Below are 20,582 nucleotides of genomic sequence, written 5' to 3'. Positions count from 1 at the left end.
ATGAAGATAAAGGCGGTAAAAGCGAGAGAAATTCTGGATTCGCGCGGTTTTCCCACCGTGCAGGCCGACATCGTCTTGCAAGACGGCGCGGCAGGTTCCGCAGCCGTACCAAGCGGTGCTTCAACAGGCAGCCACGAGGCCTTGGAACTGCGCGACAATGACTCTCGCTACAACGGCAAAGGCGTACTCAAGGCCGTAAAGAACATATCGAAAATAGAGAAAATCCTTAAAGGCAAAGACGTTAACGATATACGTGCGCTTGACCAAGCAATGCTGGATTTGGACGGAACAAAAAACAAATCCCGCTTGGGCGCAAACGCGATATTGGCGGTATCGATGGCCGCCTTGAGGGCGGGCGCCGCGTCGGCGAAAAAGCCGCTCTATCGCCACATAAGGGAAGTGTACGGCCTTAAAGAAAAGAAATGGCTGATGCCTACGCCGATGCTCAACATAATCAACGGCGGCAAACACGCCGACAGCGGCCTGGACGTACAGGAATTTATGATAGTGCCCGCTTTCGCGCCGTCTTTCAAAGAAGCGCTGCGCGCTGCGGCGGAAACGTATCACGTTCTAAAAAAGGATTTGGCTAAAAAGGGTATGGTGACCGCGGTAGGCGACGAGGGTGGTTTCGCCCCCAAAATAAGCAAACACTCCGATGTGTTAAAAACAATTATCGAAGCGGCTAAAAAGGCGGGATACCCAAAAATGAGCCTCGCGCTGGACGCGGCGGCGAGCGAATTTTATCATAACGGCTTTTACAAATTTGAAGGCAAAAACAAGACTTCCGCCCAAATGACGGCAATTTACGGCGATTGGATTAAACGCTATCCGCTGCTTTCGATAGAGGACCCTCTTCACGAAGACGATTGGGACGGCTGGCGCCATTTGACGGCCAAGCTGGGCAAGAAGATAAATATAGTGGGCGACGATTTGTTCGTAACCAATAAAATCCGTCTGGAGCGGGGCATAGCGGAAAAGGCGGCCAATTCAATTTTGATAAAATTAAATCAGATAGGCAGCGTAAGCGAAACGATAGACGTGATATATTTGGCCAAGGCGGCGGGCTATTCCTGCATAATTTCGCATCGTTCTGGCGAAACGGAAGACAGTTTTATAGCGGATTTGGCACTAGCCGTAAACGCGGGCGCCATAAAAACGGGCGCACCCGCCAGAAGCGAACGTTTGGCTAAATACAACCGCCTTTTGCTGATAGAAGAGGAACTGGGCAAAAAGGCGCTTTACGCTAAAGATACGGTGTTTGCGAAATGAGTTTTATAAAGAAAGCGAAAACTTTTTTGATAATAGCGGCAGCGATGGCGGCGATACTTCTGTTCAACGGAAATTTCTTCAGTTTGATGCACAATATCTTTGAGCTGAAAAAACTCAACGCCCATTCCGCCGCTCTTGACGAAGAATATAAAGAACTTACCGAGGAATACCAAAAAATATTGGACGGCGATACCTCCTATCTGCAAAGGACGGCGCGCGTCAAATACCATATGGTAAAGCCGGGCGAAATTGAATTTAGGATAGAAAAATGAAAGTATACATTCTCCAACTTGGCGAAATGGCCAACTGCACCTATGTAGTGGAACACAAAGGCAAGGCTTTGATAATAGACCCCACTTGGGATATGAAAGCCATCTATAAACTTATAGAAGAAGAAAAACTGACGCCCGAAGCCGTACTGTTTACGCACGGCCACTATGACCACGTCACCGGCTCGCACGAATTGATGACAAAATATAAAATCAAAGGATACATCAACGCGGCCGACGCCTATAACAGCAATCTGCCGGAAGAGGACCTTATCACTTATCAAGGCGATTATAAGGCAAAAATAGCGGGCTTGAACGTGGAGTTTTTAAGCACGCCCGGGCATACTAAAGGCTCCGTATGCATTAAAATAGGCGATATACTTTTTACGGGCGACACGCTATTCCCCAATGCCTGCGGCAGAACCGATTTGCCGGGATCCAACCCGAGGGAGATGTCAAAAAGCCTCCAACGTTTGGCAAAACTGCCCGGCAAAACCATAGTCTACGCGGGCCATTCCTACGGGGCGGACGGCACTGGCAATACCACAATAGAGAAGGAAGTAAAAAATAATCCCTTTATCAAAATGGCCTTGAGGGAGCCGGATAACTTTGAAGACATTATATGACGAAATACGCCCTTATTACCGATTTTGACGGAACCATCACTACCGAGGACATAGGCAATGCCTTGTGCCTTCATTACGGGCTTACGACCCCGCAAAAAATAGAACACGCCTATAACAGTAAAGCCGACGCGCGCGAATGGATGAAAAGCCATTTCGGCTCGGTAAAAACCACGAAAGAGGATTTTGAGGCGATAATATTACAAAAGGCTTTGGTGCGCCCAGGCTTTAAGGAGCTGTGCCGCTACGCCAAAGAAAATAATATTCCATTTGAAATAGCATCGGGCGGGCTTGACATTTACATCAAGCCCGTACTCAGGGCTTTTGACTGCGGCCCGATAGACATCGGCAGCGTTACGGGCGTAATAAAGCCCGAAGGCATAGAAGTATCTTTCCCCAATTATAACGGGCTTAGTATGGAAGAATTTAAAGAATCCAGAGTAAGGCATTATAAGGAACTGGGGTATAAAGTAATATTCTTCGGCGACGGGCCGGGCGATTTCAACGCGGCAAAAGCGGCGGATATGATATTTGCGACTTCCAGGCTTGCCGCCCTGCTCCAAAAGAACGCTATTCCGTATAACCATTTTGAAGATTATACCGCCGCTTTGGCCTTGTTACGGAGGGAAAATGTATCCTTATCTGCTGCCTGAGATCTTCGGCAAAGCCATACCGATGTACGGCGTAATGACGGCGCTGGGTTATTTGGCGGCGATATTTTATTGCCTTCAATACAGAGAGCGGCTGGGCTTAAACAAAGATAAGCTGCTCGATATTATTTTCTATCTTATTTTGGGCGCGCTGATAGGCGGTAAATTATTTTTTATATTGTTTAATTACGACGCTTTTTCCGCTTCGACTTTAATTGAAAAACTGCGCTACGGCTTTGTGTTTTTCGGCGGGCTTATCGGCGCGGGAGCGGCGGGATTATGGGCCGTAAGAAAAAATAAAATTCCGTTTTTTAAAGCGGCGGATTTCTTTGCGCCGGCAGTCGCCCTTGGCCACGCCATAGGCAGAGTGGGCTGTTTTCTGGCTGGCTGCTGCTACGGCAAAGAAGCCCCGCAATATTTGGGCGTTCATTTTACAGATTCCGATTCGCTGGTGCCGGACCATTTGCACGGCCACGCGCTTTACCCCGTGCAAATTATAGAAGCGGGTTTGGTATTCATACTTTTTCTGACGCTTAACAAAATGGCGAAAAAACCCCAAAAAGAAGGCAATGTAACCGCGGCATACGTATTGGGTTATTCGCTGATAAGATTTTTTACGGAATTTATGCGCGCCGACGACAGAGGCGGATTTTTCCTTGGGCTTTCGCCCTCGCAGATAATCGCGCTGATTTTGGCGGCGGCGACCGCGGCCTTTTTGGCTAAGAGGAATTATGCAAAAAAAGCAAACGATAATATTTGAGGGCAAAAGCAAACGTTTGGATATTTTCGTTACGGAATATTGCGAAAATTATCCCAGGAATTTTATACAGAACCTGATAAAAGGCGGGGCGGTATCGGTGAACGGGAAAGAGAGGAAACCCTCCTGGCCGCTTGAAGACGGCGACATAGTGGAAATAAACTGGCCGCAAAGTTCCGTCAGTTTGAATATAAAAGACATAACCGTAGCGGAAACCAAAGACTTTTTGGTAATCAACAAACCCGCCGGACTTTTAGTGCACCCGCAAAGCTCCTCCTGGGAGGAAAATCCAGAAGTATTGGACAATATGGAGGAAACTTTGGTAAGCGCCCTGCTGAAAAGCAAAATAAAAAACTTTGAAAATCCGCCCAGAGCGGGGCTCGTGCACCGCTTGGACAGGGAAACAAGCGGCATTATGCTAATCGCGAAAAACGAGGACTTCCAACAGGCGGCAAGCGCGATGTTTGCCGAGAGGGAAATGTCAAAGACCTACAACGCCATTTGCTGCGGGAATCTGCCGCAGGACGAGGGGATAATAAACGTCCCTATCGGCAGGGTGAGCGGCGGGAAAATAAAAGCCTCCCCCCTCGGACGAGAGGCTATAACCGAATACAAAGTTAAAGAACGGGCCAACGGCTTCTGCTTTATGGAACTGCGCCCTAAAACGGGGCGGACAAATCAGCTGCGCGTGCATATGAGCTGGCTGGGATACCCCGTATTGGGCGACTGGCTTTACAAAGGCGCGCAGGCGCCCAGGTTGATGCTTCACGCAAGAAAGCTGGAATTTGCGCACCCTTTTACCGGGAAAAGACTTTCTTTTCAAGCGGAACCGCCAAAAGATTTCGCGGGCTGTTGGGAAAAGATAAAAGAAGGAAAAATCTAAAAAACACCTTTTTAATATCGGCAAAACAAACGGGGCGGCAATATCGCCCCGTTTTTGTTTTTAAAAATAACGGTAAAACTAACGGAAACAGATTATAAAGAGATATATCGGAATATCCCTTAAAACTTTCAATATTATTCCATAAATGGTAATATGTATATACAAGGAGATTTTATGGATACGAAAACCCTTTCGGATTTTATAGCGTGGTCCAAAACCACCGATTTACAGGAAGTAGTGTTTAAAAAAGACGGCGTCAGCGTGGAAATATCCACCGCGGCGAAAAACCCCAAAGCGTCCGATTTTTCTTGCAAACTTACGGCGGTAAAAGCGCCTGCGGTAGGCATATACGGCTTGGGCAAAAAAGGCAAAGCCGTAACCGTTAAAGAAAATATGGCCGTAAAACAGGGCGATATTTTGGGTTATGTCGAAATGAACAAAACCGTAAAAGAGGTTTCCTCACCCGTAAAAGGGACTTTAAAAATCATTTTAGCCTCGGAAGGCGCGGCAGTGGAATACGGCCAGCCTCTTTTCTTTATAGAGCCATAGACTATGACTAAAGAAACTATAAAACCTTTTACTAAAGTTCTAATCGCCAACAGGGGCGAAATAGCGCTGCGCATTATACGCACTTTAAAGGAGATGGGCATAAAGTCCGTAGCTATATATTCCGAGGCGGATAAATATTCCGCGCACGTAAGCCAGGCCGACGAAGCCGTTTGTATAGGCGCGGGGCCGTCCTCCTCCAGCTATTTGGATATAGACGCGGTAATAGCCGCGTGCAAAATCAGCGGGGCGCAAGCGGTACACCCCGGTTACGGCTTTTTATCGGAAAACGCACGCTTTGCACAAGCCGTCATAGACAACGGCATGACTTTTATCGGCCCCACTCCCCAAGCCATTTTAAAACTTGGAGAGAAAGCACACGCCAGAGCTTTGGCTATTTCCGCCAAGGTGCCGGTAATACCCGGTTCGGACGGCGTTGTAGAAAAGGATTTTCTTAAAGCGGCAAAGAAAGTCGGTTTCCCGATAATGATAAAAGCGACTATGGGCGGCGGCGGAAGAGGCATGCGCCCTGCTTTCGGGGAAGAAGATTTCCAAAAAGCGCTTGATACCGCGCAGGGCGAGGCAAAGGCTGCGTTCGGCGACGGCAGAGTATATTTTGAAAGGCTGGTTTTAAACCCGCGCCATATAGAAGTGCAAATGGCGGCCGACAATTACGGCAATGTAGTGGCATTCCCGGAAAGGGATTGTTCCATGCAGCGCAAGAACCAAAAACTTATCGAGGAATCGCCCTCTCCTTTCGTTACCGACAAAGTCAGGCAAGAGCTTTGCTCCGCCGCCATACGCTTGGCAAAAGCGGCTAATTACAGCGGCGTGGGTACGGTAGAATTTTTGATGGACGAGAACCATAACTTCTATTTTATGGAAGTAAACACCCGTCTGCAGGTGGAACATCCGGTAACGGAACTCGTCAGCGGGACGGACTTGGTAAAACTGCAAATAGACATAGCGCAAGGCAAAAAGCTCGACATCAGCGCCCAGCGCGCGCTTGAAGTGCGCTGTCACGCGATAGAGCACCGCATCAACGCCGAAGACTATAAAAGTAATTTTATCCCCTGCCCCGGCACGATAGAGGAATGGATACCCGCGGGCGGGCTGGGAGTAAGACTCGACACTCACGTACACGCCGGCTATACTATACCTTCTTTTTATGACAGTTTGATAGCGAAGCTTATAGTCTTCGCGCCGGATAGAGAAACAGCTTTAAAACGCAGCAGAAGAGCTTTGAACGAATTTTATGTCAAAGGCGTAACGACTACCTTGGACTTCCATAAAATAATGGTAAACGACGAGGACTTCGCAAGCGGCAATATGAATACCGGCTTGGTGGAAAGGATTATAAAGAAAAATGAAAGCAAGAAATAAAATCCTTACCTGGCCCCAGCTTGAGGATTATCTTAAAGAACAAAGAGCGCAAGGCAAAAGCATCGCTTTTACCAACGGTTGCTTTGACATATTGCATGCGGGGCACGTCAGCATATTGGAATTTTCAAAAGAGCAGGCGGATATTCTTGTTTTGGGTATCAACAGCGATGCTTCTGTAAAACGTTTAAAAGGCCCTTCCCGCCCGATTAACAATGAGCAGGACAGAGCTTTGGTATGCGCCTCCTTGCAGGCGGTGGACGCCGTAGCTATTTTTGATCAGGATACGCCTTATGAGCTTATCAAACTGATAAAGCCCGACGTACTTATAAAAGGGGCCGATTACAAAGAAGATCAAGTCGTCGGCCGGGAATTTGCCAAAAAAGTGGCGCTTTTCCCGCTGCTTGAAGGCCGCTCCACGACAAATACCATAAAGAAAGCGGCGCAAAAATAGATTTAAGTTTATCTTTAAAACGATAAAACTATATTAAATAAATTGAAGGTAAAAGACTATGGCAGATATTTTTGAGAAATGCAGGAACTTTAAAGACGCTAAAGCTTTAATGCGTTTGGGGATTTACGGCTACTTCCAGCCGATATCTTCGGCGCAGGCGCCTGAAATAGAATTAAACGGGAAGAAATACATTATGGCGGGCTCGAACAATTATTTGGGCTTGGCAAATGATCCCGAAATGAAGAAAGCCGCCGCGGAAGCCGCTTTATCCAGGGGTACTGGTTCCGCCGGATCCAGATTTTTAAACGGAAACACGCAATACGCCGACGAGCTTGAAGCCAAATTGGCAAAGTTTAAAGGAAAAGAGGCGGGATTGATATTTTCTGCGGGTTACCAGATGAATTTGGGCGTAATATCCAGCTTGCTGAGAAAAGGTGACGTCGCCATAGTAGATAAACTTGATCACGCCAGCATACTGGACGGAGTAAAACTCTCCGAAGCGGAAATGGTGCGCTTTAAACACAATGATATGGAAGATTTGGAGCGCATACTCTCAAAAATAGACGACAGTAAAGGCAAGCTCATCATAGTCGACGGCGTATTCAGCATGGAAGGCGATATTTGCAATCTGCCGGAGATAGTCAAACTGGCAAAGAAATACGGCGCAAGGATTATTGTCGACGACGCCCACGCTACCGGCATACTCGGCAAAAAAGGACGCGGAACCTGCGAGCACTTCGGACTTGAAAACGGTGAAGTGGATTTGGTCGTAGGTACTTGCTCAAAGACCTTCGCGACGGTAGGCGGATTCGTGGTGGGCGACGAAGATGTTATCCACTATATAAGGCATAATGCCAGGAGCCAGATATTCTCCGCGGCTTTGCCGCCCGCGTCGATAGCCTCCATAAGCAAGGCTTTGGATTTGATTTGGGACGATATGTCCCGCAAAGACAAACTTTGGGCCAATACCAAACGCTTAAAAGAAGGCTTTAAGAAACTCGGTTTTAACATCGGCGCCACGCAGACACCGATAGTGCCGGTATTTATCGGTACCATGGAAAACTGCTTTAAAATGTGGCGTGCCACTTTCGACGGCGGCATATTTACCACGCCGGTTATTCCGCCGGCCGTACCGCCAAACAAATGCATGATGAGGGTTACGCTCATGGCTACCCATACCGACGAACAAATCGATAGGATTATAGAAGTATTCGCCAATGCGGGCAGGGCTTTGGGCATAATAAAATAAAATGTGCAAAGTAGAAAAAGCCGACATTAAGGAGTTTATAGCTTTCCCTTTCGATTTATACAAGGGAAACGAGTTTTATGTGCCCGAACTTAAAACCGAAACTAAACACCTTTTGACCAAAGATCCCTTTTGGCTTCACGCCGAAAGAGAACTTTTTTTGGCCAAGCGCAATGGTAAAGCCGTAGGCAGAATAGCGGCCATAGTCAATGAAAACCACAATAAACATGCGGGCGATAATATAGGGTTTTTCGGTTTTTTTGAGTGCGAAAACAACCCCGAAACGGCAAGAGCCTTAATACAAGCCGCAGCTGATTGGCTTAAAGCAAAAGGCAAAGACGCCATACGCGGCCCGGTAAACCCAAGCACCAACCATACCTGCGGTGTACTGAGCGACAACTTCGACTCCATGCCTTGTATAATGATGCCTTACAATTTCCCATACTACGACGAACTTCTGAAAAGTACAGGGCTTGAAAAAGCCAAAGATCTACTCGCTTTTGAAAGGACTGATAAGGACAGCTTTTCGCCGCGTATGGAAAAAATTATCCTCCGCATATTGAGAAATCCCGAACTTACCATACGCTCCATCAATATGAACGATTTTGACAATGAAGTCAAATACGTACGCGAAATATACAATGCTGCCTGGAGCCAAAACTACGGTTTTGTACCCATAACGGAAGCCGAAATAAACGATACGGCAAAACAATTAAAGATGATAGTCAAGCCGGAACTTACGTGTATGATAGAAATTAAAGGAGAGGCAGCGGGCTTTGCCATTTCAATACCCAATATGAACCACGTATTAAAAATACTTAACGGCAATTTAAATCCTTTTAAACTGCCAAAGGCACTGCTGGCTTGGCGGAAAATACGCGATTGCCGTATGATAATGCTGGGCGTACATCCTGAACACCGTGGACGAGGGTTGGAACTTCTCTTGGTAAAACATGTCGTAGACAACGGCATAGCAAAAGGCTGGAACAAGGCTGAACTTTCCTGGATGCTTGAGGATAATAAAGCGATAATATCGGTAATAGAGGAAGCGGGCTGTAAAAAAACCAAGACTTACCGCCTTTACCAAAAAAACATATAAGAATAAATCGCCTAAAATATCTAAGCCCGCAGAAATGCGGGCTTTTTTATTGGGCATATACTTATACGAAATAAAACGGCACTGCCTTTAAAATTAAAAATACAAGCAGACTTTAGGAGAAATAAAAATGATTTTTTACCGGATTTTTTCTCCCGCAAAGCTCTTAAAAGCGAAGACAATTCCCAAATACATAAAAAAGCCCCGGCTTTTGCGCGCGGGGCTTTTAGAGCGCCAAAAATCTTAGAACTTAACGGATGGAGCCTTCTGTGCCTGCGCGGCTTCGTCCTCATCAAGTTTAAAAAGCTCTGCTTTTTCGAATTTAAATTGCTTGGCGATTATATTTGACGGGAAAGATTCTATCTCTATATTAAGTTGATTTACATTGGTATTATAGAATTTGCGCGCCGCTTGCAGTCTGTCTTCCGTTTCCGTAAGTTCCTGCTGAAGCTTCAAAAAATTCTGATTAGCCTTTAAATCGGGATAGTTTTCCGATACGGCAAACAAACTTTTAAGCGTGGAAGTAAGCATATTTTCCGCCTGGGCCTGCTGCGCCATATCACTTTGGGAGTTTATAGCCATATTGCGCGCTTCTATCACTTTTTGCAAGGTGGAACTCTCGTGCGCGGCATAGCCCTTTACCACTTCAACCAGGTTCGGTATAAGATCGTATCGCCTTTTAAGCTGTACCTGTATGTCGCTCCAGGCCTCTTTTACCCTGTTCTTTAAAGTGATAAGCCCGTTATATATGCTTATAACGTAAAAACCAACGGCAAGCGCCGCGATAATCAAAATTAAAATTATTCCCGTTAACATAAAACCCTCCCGTAAAATACCTATATATTATACAAAAACGGGAAAAGACAGACTAATGCTCTATTTTAAGAACATCTTTCTTCTTTACGGGCAGACATTCCTGCAGTTTGAATTTGCTTTGATCCGGCACCATCGCCTTAATGGCCTCGATGTCAGCATCGTTAAGCACTTCTTTATAGTAGGTGGTTCTAAATTGGTAGTCTATACCGGAAGATATAATCATGGCCATACTTTCCTTTACCGCGTCAAGATTAGTCTTGCCGCAGATGGCCTCATACTTTTCAAACGGGGCCTTTATGTCCATGGCTATAAAATCCAGCAGTTTTTTATCGATAAGTCTTCTTAATACGGCAGGATTGGTGCCATTGGTATCCAGCTTGATCAGGTAACCCATAGCCTTGACTTTCTCGGCAAATTGCTCCAAATCAGGCTGAAGAGTTGGCTCTCCCCCTGTTATTACAAGCCCGTCAAGCGCCTTCCTGCGCATATTAAGATAGTCTAAAATATCTTCTTCCGCTATGGCGTTATTTTTATCCTGGGCAGGCGGTATAAGTTCCGGATTATGACAATATGCACAATGCAGATTACAACCTTGCGTAAATACTATGGCAGAAATACTGCCCGGAAAATCTATCATTGAAAACTTCAAAAGTCCGCTAATCTTCACTACTACACACCTGCCTTAGGATAAAAATATCAATTTAAAAAACTAGCACCCGCACGAAAGTTTTATATTCTTGCGAAGCGCAAACTCTTCCTTTTTGCCTTTGTTCCAGTTCTGTACCGGCCTTAAATAACCTACTACTCTGGAATATACTTCGCAGTTCGTACCTTTTACCGCTTCCTTCGCGGCTTTAAGTTCGGAAATTTTTGCTTCTATATTGTGTCTTTCTTGTGCTGTCATAAACCTTCCTCCTACGCGGCTTTTTTGGCCGCCTTTATTATTTTTGCAAATTATTTTTTTACTAACAAGACCCATTTTTTTGTAGGTCCTTTGCTCTATTTACAAAGCAAATCTTTTACTTGCTGTACAGCTGCTCCTCGAGGAGCGCTATCTGCTTTTCTATGTTTTCTATCTTCTCGGCTTTACATTTGGGGCATTCAAAATGTTCACCCTCTATATATCCGCATTTGGGACATACGCTGAAAGTCGGCGTTATCGAGAAATACGGCAGCTGATAACCTTCGCATACTTTCCTGATAAACCTCTTTAACGCTTCCGTATCTTTTATCCTCTCGCCCATAAAGATATGAAGCACCGTCCCGCCGGTATATTTCGCCTGTATCTCGTCCTGCAAGTCCAACAGTTCGAAAATGTCGTCGGTATAGTTAACCGGCAGCTGGCTCGAGTTGGTATAGAAAGGAGGCCTGCCCTGCGCGGCCTGTTCATTATCGGCCACGATAATATCGGGAAATCTCTCCCTGTCCAATTTGGCCAATCTGTAAGAGGTTCCTTCCGCCGGCGTCGCTTCCAAATTATAATTGTTGCCGGTTTCCTTTTGATACTCTATGAGTTTGGCGCGCATAAAGTCCATAACCTTTACGCCGAACTTCCTGCCTTTCTCGCTGCCGACACTTTCGCCCAAAAGATTTAAGCAAGCCTCGTTCAAACCCACAAGTCCGATTGTGGAGAAATGGTTCTTCCAATACTCGTTAAAACGCTGCTTTACGCTCCTTAAATAGAAGCTCATATAAGGGTATAAGTTGGCGCTGGTAAAGCGCTCTATTACCTTTCTTTTGATCTCAAGGCTCAGTTTGGCGACGTCCATTCTATCTTCCAAAAGTTTAAAGAACTCCTCTTCCGTAGAGGCCAAATAGCCTATCCTGGGCATATTTATCGTTACCACTCCGATTGAACCGGTAAGCGGAGCCGATCCAAAAAGCCCGCCGCCGCGGCGGTTAAGTTCGCGGTTATCTATTCTCAAACGGCAGCACATGGAACGCGCGTCTTCCGGATTCATATCGGAATTTACGAAGTTCGCGAAATACGGTATGCCGTACTTAGCCGTTATGTCCCACAAAGGTTTATAGGCCGGATTATCCCAATCGAAATCCTTTGTTATGTTATAGGTAGGGATAGGGAAGGTAAATACGCGTCCCTTCGCGTCGCCTTCTAACATAAGTTCCAAAAACGCTTTATTGAACATATCCATTTCCTTTTGGAACTCCCCGTATTTCTTATCCTGTATCTGTCCGCCGATTATAACGCCCTGATTCTTATAATAAGAAGGCACCACAAAATCCATAGTTACGTTGGTAAACGGCGTTTGGAATCCTACCCTGGTAGGTACGTTCACGTTGAACAGAAACTCCTGCAAGGCCTGTTTTACCTCTTTATAGCTTAAATTGTCATAATAAATGAACGGCGCCAACAAGGTGTCGAAGTTCGAAAACGCCTGGGCACCGGCACTCTCTCCCTGCAAAGTGTAAAAGAAGTTTACAACCTGCCCCAAAGCCGTTCTCAGGTGTTTTGCCGGCCTGGATTCCGCCTTGCCGGCCACACCTTTAAAACCGCTTATCAAAAGATCCTGCAAGTCCCAGCCTACGCAATATGCGCCTAAAAGGCCCAAATCGTGTAAGTGAAAATCGCCGGAAGTGTGCATCTTCTTTACATTCTCGGGGTATATTTTATTAAGCCAGTAGATCTTCGTTATTTCCGAAGATACATAATTGTTAAGCCCTTGCAGGGAATAGCCCATATTGCTGTTTTCGTTTACCTGCCAGTCCAGCTTCTGCAAATATTGGTCAACCAACTCAACGTTAAATTTGGAAGAAATTTCCCTTACCTTAGCGCGCTGGTCCCTGTACAATATATAGGCCTTCGCCGTTTTATGGAAATTGGAGGTCAAAAGCACATCTTCCACAACATCCTGCACATTTTCCACGCTCGGGGTAATTTCCGAATAAAGCTGCTGAAGAATATTCACCACTCTGATGGTAAGTTTCTTGGCCGTATCCAAGTCAAATTCATTGGTCGACTGTCCGGCTTTATATATGGCATCGGTTATTTTCTTGGAATCAAAAACCTGGGTCGTTCCGTCTCTCTTGATGATTTTCAGCAGAATATCGTTATTGGGCATGGCATTATCCTCTTTAAAAGTTTTAACAACGGCTTATGTTGTGGATAAAAGTTGATAAATACACCTTTAAAAACATAAAAAACAGGCCGTTTTCAGCTTATCGCCTTTAAAATTCTACATAAGTTGGCCAAAGATTTCAAATCACGTCTAAGAAAAGATTTTTAGGGACTTATCAACAAGTTTTTTTACGTCGGAGAAATAAACATTTGTCCACAGTGTTTACCACTGTGGACAAATAGCGTTTTTTTACTGTTTTTAGATTATTTTTTGAGGCTATTTTTTCTCAATCAGACCAAAAAACGGCCATTTTCATAAATAGTCAAATGTTTCCCGTTTTTTAGTATTGCGCTGACCAATTTATTTTGCGTATTCACCAAATCCCAATGCAACGCGGATTCGTTAAAACCGAGCTCTTTTTTAAGTTTCTTGTCGAGCTTGGCGATATTCCCGCTGAAAGTATCGCTGTAACTGGAGCCCAAAGCTATATGGCTGTTGCCATATTTGCCGCCGAAGTTCTCGTCATATAGGGTATCGGCCATAAAGCGGTCTATTTTGGAGAATCTGGTATCTGTCAAAGAGTATTCCCCGATTTGACAGGCGCCTCTGTCCAAAGAGAGCATCTTTTTTAGGAAGTCTTCCCCCTGTCCCGCGCTGGCCTTTACCACGCGCCCCGCCTTAAATTCCAGATGGATATCTTTTACGTAGTTTCCGTTTCTAAAGCTCATCAAATCGCTGTAATAGACGCCGCGGGTACCACGCCAATCGGGCGAGGTAAAAATCTCAAAAGAAGGGACATTGCAGCCGCCGCCGCTTATAAAGCGGCGCTTCTCGCCTAAAAGTATCTCCAGGTCCATACTTTCCGACTGGGTGCGCAGTTTGGCTATCGGCAAAGAGGAAAGCCTTTTGCTAACTTCGTTTATGGCTTGGGTAACCTCGGCGAATTTTTTGGCGGGATTTTTCTCGTTTAAGAAACAGGCTTTTTTTATTTGCGCTTCATATTCTTTTATGCTAAGACCGGCTTGTTTGGCAAGGCCCTCGGTAGGGAAATTGGCCAGGGTCCAAGAGAACAACCCTCTCTCCTCCCTATCGTCCATAATTTCCCGCACGGGTTTCCTGGCGATAGTGGCGAGTGCTATTTTCTTGGGGTCAACATCTTTTAAGTTCGCCAAATCCTGCGGCGCTCTTAAAGCGATTAACCCGTTAAGATTTTCGGTAAAGAGCTTTTCCCACGGAGGCATAAACTTTATTTGTTTGTCGCTGCCTTTGGTATATAAGATTTTAGACATTTTCTCCGTAGCGTAGGGTCTTAAAACGACATTGAATCTTTCTTCTATCAGTTTGGCATAAATTTCTTCGGCCAGCGGCAGGGCGGGCATATCATAGCTTACGAGAATATTTTCGCCCTGTTTGAACTTCCCGCCTTTTCTTGCGGACTTTAAAGCAAAAATCATTATATCGGCGTATTTTTTAAGGTCCATTTTTCTCTCCTTTTATATATAATATTTATGATACAAAAAATATGAGGCGGCTAATATGAGAAAACTTCTTTTTACCCTTATTGCTTTTATGGCCATGTCTTTATCTGCCCATGCCGATATCGCCCCGGCCGAACAAATAAGCTATACTTTCCATTTCGACGGAATTGCCCCCGTAAAAATAGCGGCAAATCAAAGCGAACAGCTGCAATGTCAAGATAATCAGTGCCTTGATCCCAAACCTTTGGGAAAGTTCGGCATACAAGCGTTAAACTGCGACGAGATTTCCTGCTATGCGGTATCTTACGATTTTAGCCCCTACCAAAAACTTATAGTTAAATTTGAAGACGGCACCCTACGCGAATCGGAAGTATTCCCAAAACCCGCCGGCAGAAAAAATGCCATGCGCGTAACCGTAACGCCCGACGCTTTGAAGGTGGAACGGGAAGAAGTCCCCCTTGCGCCGGATCACCTTACAAAAGGTTACATAATCAGCGCGATAATTTTCGTCTTTCTGGCGGAAGCGCTCGCTGCGGCAGTCTTTGTATACATGAACAAATTGCCCGCGGGGGTATTTCTAGCATTCCTCGTTTTAAACTTAATTACCATACCGTTGAATTGGCTGATGTTTGCAAATTATGTACAAAGCGATGGCATATTATGGACGGCGGCATTTTTGGTGGAGTTTGTACTTCTTTGCCTATTCTTTGCAAAAAGAAGGCTGTGTAAAGAAATTTTCGGTCTCACGCTTTTTGCCAATGTAGCAGGCTATTCTTCTGGAATGATACTTTCCTTTTTGATAACTTTCTTTTAAGTTTCTCTTTCAATATTAGGCGGAGCCTCTTCTTAAGAAGAGGCTCTGCTTTGTATATTTTTCCTATTTGTTGAATCTCTCCAAATAGGGTTTATAATCGGGGAGGACGTTTTCGTACTCGCTGTCAAACAGGGGCGAGGAAATTAAAAAATCGGCAGTAGCCCTGTTGCACGCTACCGGTATATTCCAAACGGCGGCAAGCCTCAAAAGCGCTTTGACGTCAGGGTCGTGCGGCAGCTGGTTCAGGGGATCCCAAAAGAAGATAAGTATATCTATTTTACCTTCCGCTATCGCCGCGCCGATCTGCTGATCTCCGCCAAAAGGACCGCTGTTATATCGCAGCACCTCACAGCCCAAAGCATCCTTAAGCAAAGCGCCGGTGGTACCCGTAGCGCAGAGTTTATGTTTAAGAAGCGATCCTTTATTGTAAACAGCCCATTCAAGTAAATCTTTCTTTTTGTTGTCATGCGCCACCAAGGCGATATTTTTGCATTTTTTCATTAAAGGCATATTTTCCCCCTTTGATATTATTCTATATAATTTACCCCAAAGCGCAACCCTAGACGATACCTTGATAAGTTGAACAAGTACGGATATAATATAACTGGAGTTTAAACAAATAAGGGGGATGTATGTGGGAAAAAGACATTGACATAAATGAAGTTAAAGAAATACGCGTACGCACTACTGTATATTTCGGAGTGGGCGCGATAAAAAAGATAGAAGATATAGCAAAAGATCTAAAAGCGAAGGGCTTGGACAAATTGGTAGTAGTCACCGGTAAAGGGGCCTACAAAAAGACCGGCGCCTGGGATTATGTTCAGGCGGCTTTAAAAAACCATAATATAACCTATGTTCATTATGACGGCGTAACGCCCAACCCCAATACCCATCAGGTAAACGAAGCGGCGAAAATGGCCAAAGAATTTGGCGCCAAAGCAATGCTCGCGATAGGCGGAGGTTCCGCCATAGACGCTGGCAAGAGCGTGGCTATACTGATGGAAAACCCTGGCAAAACGGCGGAAGAATTGTACGAATTTAAATTCACGCCGGAAAAAGCCGCCCCGATCATTGCCATCAACCTGACACATGGCACCGGCAGCGAAGCCAACCGTTTTGCGGTAGTAACGATACTTGAGAAGAATTTCAAGCCCGCCATCGCTTACGACTGCATATATCCTATGTACTCCATAGACGACCCGGCCTTAATGGCGAATCTTTCGGAAAACCAGACCAGATACGTATCTATCGACGCGGTAAACCACGTAGTGGAGGCCTCTACGACAAAGGCTGCTTCGCCGTTCTCGATAGATTTGGCGGTGTCGGTGGTGCAGCTTGTCGGCAAATATCTGCCTATAGCGCTGAAAGATCCCCACAATTTGGAAGCGCGCTACTTCTTGGCTTATGCCGCATTGATAGCGGGCGTAAGTTTTGATAACGGGCTTTTGCACTATACCCACGCCCTAGAACACCCGCTCAGCGCCGTAAAACCGGAACTTACCCATGGGCTCGGCCTGGCGATACTGCTTCCGGCGGTGGTCAAGCAAATATATGCCGAGAAGTCCCACACTTTAGCCGCGGTGCTCGCGCCGATAGCTCCGGGCCTCAGCGGCTGCCCGAGCCAAGCCGAAGACGCGGCAAAGGCAGTGGAAAAATGGCTGTTCTCGGTAGGTTCTACGGCAAAGCTCAAAGACGAAGGCTTCCACGAAGAGGACGTGGACAAAATGACGGAGCTTGCCTTCACGACTCCGTCTTTGGGGCTACTGCTCAGCATGGCACCCAATGAAAGCACCAAAGAAAGAGTCAAAGCCATATATCAGGAATCTTTGACTCCTTACAATAAATAACTTGCCATAAACAATTAAAAGGCTCTCCTTAGGGAGAGCCTTTTTTTGATAAAATAGCCTTAAGGGGGATACTATGCAGGAAGAAATTTTTAAAACCAGATACCACGAAATGAACCCAAAGGGCCAAATACCCGTTTGGGTATTGCAAAATTACTTTCAGGAAGCCGCGGGCATAGACGCCCATAACCTTTCCTATGGTTGGGAAGAGCTCTCGATAAACGGCGTAGCGTGGATACTGACCAAGCTGCAAATGCAAATATTAAAGCCTATAGTCGGCGGATCCCAAAAAATAAAAGTAAAGACTTGGCACTGCTATTCCGACAAAATACAAAGCCGAAGGGATTTCATTATGTTTAACGAAGCGGGCGAACATATCGCCAAAGGCGTAAGCTGGTGGCTGATTATGGATTTGAATAAACGCAAAATAACCCGCTCGCCGCAAAGCTTAATAGACTTAAACGACAAAAACCCCGCCCCGATTATGGAGCCATCTATGGAGAAACCCCCGCGCGAAACGGAACTGGGCGAACTTCTAAATACCGTTAAATTGACCGCCCGTCTTGAAGATCTGGATAGCAACAACCACGTAAACAACAGCCATTTCTCGGCTTGGGCGCTGGAAAGCCTGAGCGCGGAAAGAACGGAAGGCAAAACCCTCGCTGAGATTATCATATACTTCAAAGCGGAAGTTCGCCACGGCGATGAAGTGCTAGCAAAGCTGTATACTGCGGGCCAAGATTGTTATTGGCATATATTAAAACGCCCCTTAGACGATAAGGAAATCGCGGCGGTTTACACAAAATGGGAGTAAAGTTTCGCACCGCTTAAAAGGCGGGGCTTTTTAATTTTGGGATTATGAAAATAGAACATGTCGCCATATACGTAAAAGATTTGGAGAAAACAAAAGAGTTTTACGTTAAATATTTTAACGCCGAAGCGGGGGCGTTATATCATAACAAAGCTACGGGTTTTAAAAGTTATTTTCTCTCTTTTCAAAGCGGCGCCAGACTGGAGATTATGCATAAAACCGATTTAGAGCCAAACATCTTAACAGGGCATTTGGGATACGCGCATTTGGCTTTTTCGCTGGGAAGCGAAGAAGCCGTAAACACTTTGACCGCCAAGCTGGAAAAAGACGGACATAAAATCCTAAGCGCACCAAGAATAACGGGCGACGGATATTACGAAAGCGTCATTGCGGATCCGGACGACAACCTTATAGAACTTACAAAGTAATATAACCGATAAAAAACGCGGCTAAAATCCGCCTTTTAATTTAATCCGCATAACGAAATAAGCCCAATAAAAAAGCACGGCCCCAAAAGCCGCGCCCAAAACAATTTACCGAACTATTAAATAAAAAACGGAGTGTGTAGTGTGGGCAGCAATATGCTGATGTTTTTTGCCTTAAATTCCCTGTTAAACAGGGTAAATACAGGGAAAATGTTAATTTTTGGTTTTTTTTCGTCTGTTTTGGCTATGTTTTCCCTATACAATCAATCTAAATTCCCTAAAAACAAAACAGGGAATTAATAGAAAATTTAGCCAAAAATTCTTAATTTCAAATCTGTTTTCAGGGATTTATAATTGTTGTAATTTAAGCGCCTTGAAGAATAGGTAAAATTTTTCAATTTTACTTTGGAAGAATTAAAGCCAATGTGGGCTAGAAAAATGCCAAGACTCCTTGTGAGGTTTGCTAGTGCATCCGCTTGCTGTAGGCAATAGTAAAAGGGGTTAGATTAATTTCTAGCCCCTATTTGTAATGGTAAGAGTAAACACAGAAGTATTAAATGAAGTAAAAGAATTAATCAACACGGACGAGTTACGCACAAAACTTAAACGAGTTGTAGTTGCAGGTTCGGAGACTACTTGGCTGGACTTAACCGGAGAGGTATTGCCCTTGGTGGTATCTGCAGTGGAAAATGGCAAGGTGGAACTGACCTCGGCCCAAAAATCCACTCTCGCATCCGATATCATCTTGCCTCTGATTAAGGACAAATTGCCTTGGTACATTAAGCCGTTTGCCAGTTCGCTTGTAAAGTGGCTTATTGCGGTGGCTGTTTCAACCTTAAACAAACTGCTCACAAAGGACTGGAATGCCCAAATTAAGGCCCTTTTCGGCCCGAAGAAAGCCCAAGAGGACTAGTATGCAACATTGCCCCTACAAAGAGTACGACCATTACTTTTGGGAGTGTATCTGCCGCAAGACAGGTAAGCCCTGCCATATCCGCTATTGTGGGGGCAAAAATAAAATGGAATAATTCCTAAAAAAATATTATATTAACCCTAGTTTGCGTTAACAGGAGGAAAATATAGTATGACAGCGCAAGAAAGACAAGTTATTGAGAACAAGATTTCCGATATTAAAAAAGAGCTGCAAGAAGTACATGGCACTAAATGCGAAGTGTATAGCCGCGTGGTGGGCTATTTGCGGCCCGTACAGGGTTGGAATAAGGGCAAGAAAGAGGAATACACTCTTCGGCGCACCTATAACGTGGAAAACGCTAAACGCCCGTGTGAGGTTTGCTAGTACATCCGCTTTCTTTAGGCAGGAAGGACAAGGGGTTAGATTAATTTCTAACCCCTATTTTTATAGGCATCTAGTGCTTCCAGTAATCCGCACGTGCTACAGATTTCCGTCTTGTTATCCTTTCGGCTGATTGCCGGATAACCTACCATGTATCGGCCACAATTAGGGCATTTCTTTCTTTGTTTAGTAATATAGGTGTTTAATCAATGGAATTTCCAAATCAGCGCAATAGCAACATAGTTTAGTCTTATTATCTAATTGGCTAATTGCGGGTTTGCCTTCAATGATTTCGCCACATTTGGGGCATCGGATTTTTTTCATAAACACTCCTTATTTCCCCTGGTGTAGGTAGGTCATTACTGCATAAACGTTTCTAATCCGCTCTGCTGTGCAATCCAAACCATACAAACTACCCATTATTAGGTTTTGGTCCGAGGTGGCAATGCCTTCTTGGGCATCCTTTACTCTTTCCGTAAGGTCTTTCACAAGACCCTGCAACACTTCGTAAGAATGTTTAATTACTTCCAATTTCTCTTTTTCGGTCATATTATGCTCCTTTCTTTTTATTGCCCCACATATTCAACAGAGACTCTCGTGCGGTGGTATTTGTCTCACAGGTTTCAAAGTTGCTAAAGAACTCCCACGCACCATCATTTTTCCGGATGTAGGTGCTTGCCTTGGTGGGAGTATCAAAACGGCCTACATGTCTAAGATCCATGCTATTCCCAATCTTATCTTCTGCGTGTACTGTATACGTCCAACTAACGCATTTTAATCCGTTTATTTTTACTAATGTGCGATAAAGAAGCAATAGAAGTGTAAAAAATTTTGCCGTTCCTATCCGGCA

24 protein-coding genes and 1 pseudogene are annotated in these 20,582 nt (G+C 45.0%); 17 read left to right on the top strand and 8 right to left on the bottom strand.

Annotated features, from left to right (window positions below; all coding sequences use genetic code 11):
* The 11 genes from eno to ACQY3M_RS05515 all read left to right on the top strand — a co-directional run bounded on the left by eno (position 1) and on the right by ACQY3M_RS05515 (position 9,176).
* Positions 1-1,269 (top strand): phosphopyruvate hydratase, encoded by a 1,269-nt coding sequence (gene eno, locus ACQY3M_RS05565; protein WP_428066614.1) that lies wholly within the window; start codon positions 1-3, stop codon positions 1,267-1,269.
* Entirely contained in the window at positions 1,266-1,541 is a 276-nt protein-coding gene (locus ACQY3M_RS05560) for an FtsB family cell division protein (RefSeq protein WP_428066612.1), read from the top strand. The genes eno and ACQY3M_RS05560 overlap by 4 nt, the downstream gene beginning before the upstream one ends.
* Positions 1,538-2,164 (top strand): MBL fold metallo-hydrolase, encoded by a 627-nt coding sequence (locus tag ACQY3M_RS05555; protein ID WP_428066610.1) that lies wholly within the window; start codon positions 1,538-1,540, stop codon positions 2,162-2,164. Before ACQY3M_RS05560 ends, ACQY3M_RS05555 begins: the two co-directional genes overlap by 4 nt.
* Positions 2,161-2,814: an HAD-IB family phosphatase gene (locus ACQY3M_RS05550; protein WP_428066609.1), complete on the top strand. Its 654-nt coding sequence runs from the start codon at positions 2,161-2,163 to the stop codon at positions 2,812-2,814. Before ACQY3M_RS05555 ends, ACQY3M_RS05550 begins: the two co-directional genes overlap by 4 nt.
* Complete coding sequence (gene lgt / locus ACQY3M_RS05545; RefSeq protein WP_428066607.1) at positions 2,792-3,571, top strand: prolipoprotein diacylglyceryl transferase; 780 nt, start codon at positions 2,792-2,794, stop codon at positions 3,569-3,571. The genes ACQY3M_RS05550 and lgt overlap by 23 nt, the downstream gene beginning before the upstream one ends.
* Complete coding sequence (locus ACQY3M_RS05540) at positions 3,543-4,451, top strand: RluA family pseudouridine synthase (protein WP_428066606.1); 909 nt, start codon at positions 3,543-3,545, stop codon at positions 4,449-4,451. The genes lgt and ACQY3M_RS05540 overlap by 29 nt, the downstream gene beginning before the upstream one ends.
* Before the next feature lie 174 nt (positions 4,452-4,625).
* Complete coding sequence (locus tag ACQY3M_RS05535) at positions 4,626-5,000, top strand: acetyl-CoA carboxylase biotin carboxyl carrier protein (protein ID WP_428066604.1); 375 nt, start codon at positions 4,626-4,628, stop codon at positions 4,998-5,000.
* A gap of 3 nt (positions 5,001-5,003) precedes the next feature.
* On the top strand, positions 5,004-6,380 hold the full coding sequence (gene accC, locus ACQY3M_RS05530) for an acetyl-CoA carboxylase biotin carboxylase subunit (protein ID WP_428066603.1): 1,377 nt from the start codon (positions 5,004-5,006) through the stop codon (positions 6,378-6,380).
* A complete protein-coding gene (locus tag ACQY3M_RS05525) occupies positions 6,364-6,831 on the top strand; it encodes an adenylyltransferase/cytidyltransferase family protein (RefSeq protein WP_428066602.1) in 468 nt (155 codons plus the stop codon). The genes accC and ACQY3M_RS05525 overlap by 17 nt, the downstream gene beginning before the upstream one ends.
* 58 nt (positions 6,832-6,889) lie before the next feature.
* Positions 6,890-8,080: an aminotransferase class I/II-fold pyridoxal phosphate-dependent enzyme gene (locus ACQY3M_RS05520; protein WP_428066600.1), complete on the top strand. Its 1,191-nt coding sequence runs from the start codon at positions 6,890-6,892 to the stop codon at positions 8,078-8,080.
* Between the two features lies 1 nt (position 8,081).
* Positions 8,082-9,176, top strand: a complete 1,095-nt coding sequence (locus ACQY3M_RS05515; protein WP_428066598.1) for a GNAT family N-acetyltransferase — start codon at positions 8,082-8,084, stop codon at positions 9,174-9,176.
* Between the two features lie 240 nt (positions 9,177-9,416).
* Here ACQY3M_RS05515 and ACQY3M_RS05510 read toward each other — a convergent pair whose 3' ends face one another.
* The 5 genes from ACQY3M_RS05510 to ACQY3M_RS05490 all read right to left on the bottom strand — a co-directional run bounded on the left by ACQY3M_RS05510 (position 9,417) and on the right by ACQY3M_RS05490 (position 14,547).
* Positions 9,417-9,989, bottom strand: coding sequence for a LemA family protein (locus ACQY3M_RS05510; protein WP_428066597.1), 573 nt, complete (start codon positions 9,987-9,989; stop codon positions 9,417-9,419).
* A gap of 52 nt (positions 9,990-10,041) precedes the next feature.
* Complete coding sequence (locus tag ACQY3M_RS05505) at positions 10,042-10,656, bottom strand: anaerobic ribonucleoside-triphosphate reductase activating protein (protein ID WP_428066595.1); 615 nt, start codon at positions 10,654-10,656, stop codon at positions 10,042-10,044.
* A 42-nt stretch (positions 10,657-10,698) separates the two neighbouring features.
* The gene (gene nrdD, locus ACQY3M_RS05500) at positions 10,699-10,893 is read right to left on the bottom strand and encodes an anaerobic ribonucleoside-triphosphate reductase (protein WP_428066593.1); all 195 of its coding nucleotides are present in this window, start codon (positions 10,891-10,893) and stop codon (positions 10,699-10,701) included.
* A 115-nt stretch (positions 10,894-11,008) separates the two neighbouring features.
* Positions 11,009-13,054 carry a ribonucleoside triphosphate reductase gene (locus tag ACQY3M_RS05495; RefSeq protein ID WP_428066751.1) on the bottom strand — a complete coding sequence of 682 codons (2,046 nt, stop codon included), beginning with the start codon at positions 13,052-13,054 and terminating at the stop codon, positions 11,009-11,011.
* A 302-nt stretch (positions 13,055-13,356) separates the two neighbouring features.
* A complete protein-coding gene (locus ACQY3M_RS05490) occupies positions 13,357-14,547 on the bottom strand; it encodes an aminopeptidase (RefSeq protein ID WP_428066592.1) in 1,191 nt (396 codons plus the stop codon).
* A gap of 55 nt (positions 14,548-14,602) precedes the next feature.
* Here ACQY3M_RS05490 and ACQY3M_RS05485 point away from each other — a divergent pair, with 55 nt between their 5' ends.
* The gene (locus ACQY3M_RS05485; protein ID WP_428066591.1) at positions 14,603-15,358 is read left to right on the top strand and encodes a hypothetical protein; all 756 of its coding nucleotides are present in this window, start codon (positions 14,603-14,605) and stop codon (positions 15,356-15,358) included.
* 63 nt (positions 15,359-15,421) lie between these two features.
* On the opposite strand, the gene ACQY3M_RS05480 is transcribed toward ACQY3M_RS05485, so the two are convergent.
* Positions 15,422-15,868 (bottom strand): methylglyoxal synthase, encoded by a 447-nt coding sequence (locus ACQY3M_RS05480; RefSeq protein ID WP_428066589.1) that lies wholly within the window; start codon positions 15,866-15,868, stop codon positions 15,422-15,424.
* A gap of 122 nt (positions 15,869-15,990) precedes the next feature.
* On the opposite strand from ACQY3M_RS05480, the gene ACQY3M_RS05475 reads away from it, so the two are divergent.
* From ACQY3M_RS05475 to nrdD (ACQY3M_RS05455), 5 genes are all read left to right on the top strand, one after another.
* Positions 15,991-17,205, top strand: coding sequence for an iron-containing alcohol dehydrogenase (locus ACQY3M_RS05475; RefSeq protein ID WP_428066587.1), 1,215 nt, complete (start codon positions 15,991-15,993; stop codon positions 17,203-17,205).
* A gap of 73 nt (positions 17,206-17,278) precedes the next feature.
* Positions 17,279-18,016 (top strand): acyl-[acyl-carrier-protein] thioesterase, encoded by a 738-nt coding sequence (locus ACQY3M_RS05470; RefSeq protein WP_428066586.1) that lies wholly within the window; start codon positions 17,279-17,281, stop codon positions 18,014-18,016.
* A gap of 44 nt (positions 18,017-18,060) precedes the next feature.
* Positions 18,061-18,441 carry a VOC family protein gene (locus tag ACQY3M_RS05465; RefSeq protein ID WP_428066584.1) on the top strand — a complete coding sequence of 127 codons (381 nt, stop codon included), beginning with the start codon at positions 18,061-18,063 and terminating at the stop codon, positions 18,439-18,441.
* A gap of 526 nt (positions 18,442-18,967) precedes the next feature.
* Positions 18,968-19,351 (top strand): hypothetical protein, encoded by a 384-nt coding sequence (locus ACQY3M_RS05460; RefSeq protein WP_428066582.1) that lies wholly within the window; start codon positions 18,968-18,970, stop codon positions 19,349-19,351.
* A gap of 171 nt (positions 19,352-19,522) precedes the next feature.
* A complete protein-coding gene (gene nrdD / locus ACQY3M_RS05455) occupies positions 19,523-19,735 on the top strand; it encodes an anaerobic ribonucleoside-triphosphate reductase (protein ID WP_428066580.1) in 213 nt (70 codons plus the stop codon).
* A gap of 330 nt (positions 19,736-20,065) precedes the next feature.
* On the opposite strand, the gene ACQY3M_RS05450 is transcribed toward nrdD (ACQY3M_RS05455), so the two are convergent.
* Together ACQY3M_RS05450 and ACQY3M_RS05445 are read right to left on the bottom strand one after the other, a co-directional pair.
* Positions 20,066-20,281: a hypothetical protein gene (locus ACQY3M_RS05450; protein WP_428066579.1), complete on the bottom strand. Its 216-nt coding sequence runs from the start codon at positions 20,279-20,281 to the stop codon at positions 20,066-20,068.
* A 1-nt stretch (position 20,282) separates the two neighbouring features.
* Positions 20,283-20,582: pseudogene (locus tag ACQY3M_RS05445) on the bottom strand (hypothetical protein); the annotation flags it as partial.

Origin of the sequence: Candidatus Proelusimicrobium volucris (assembly GCF_959605025.1) — a bacterium.
GTDB classification, from domain to species: Bacteria; Elusimicrobiota; Elusimicrobia; order Elusimicrobiales; family Elusimicrobiaceae; genus Proelusimicrobium; species Proelusimicrobium volucris.
The sequence above is the reverse complement of the archived record's forward strand: the minus strand, read 5'-3'. Positions and strand labels throughout refer to the sequence as shown.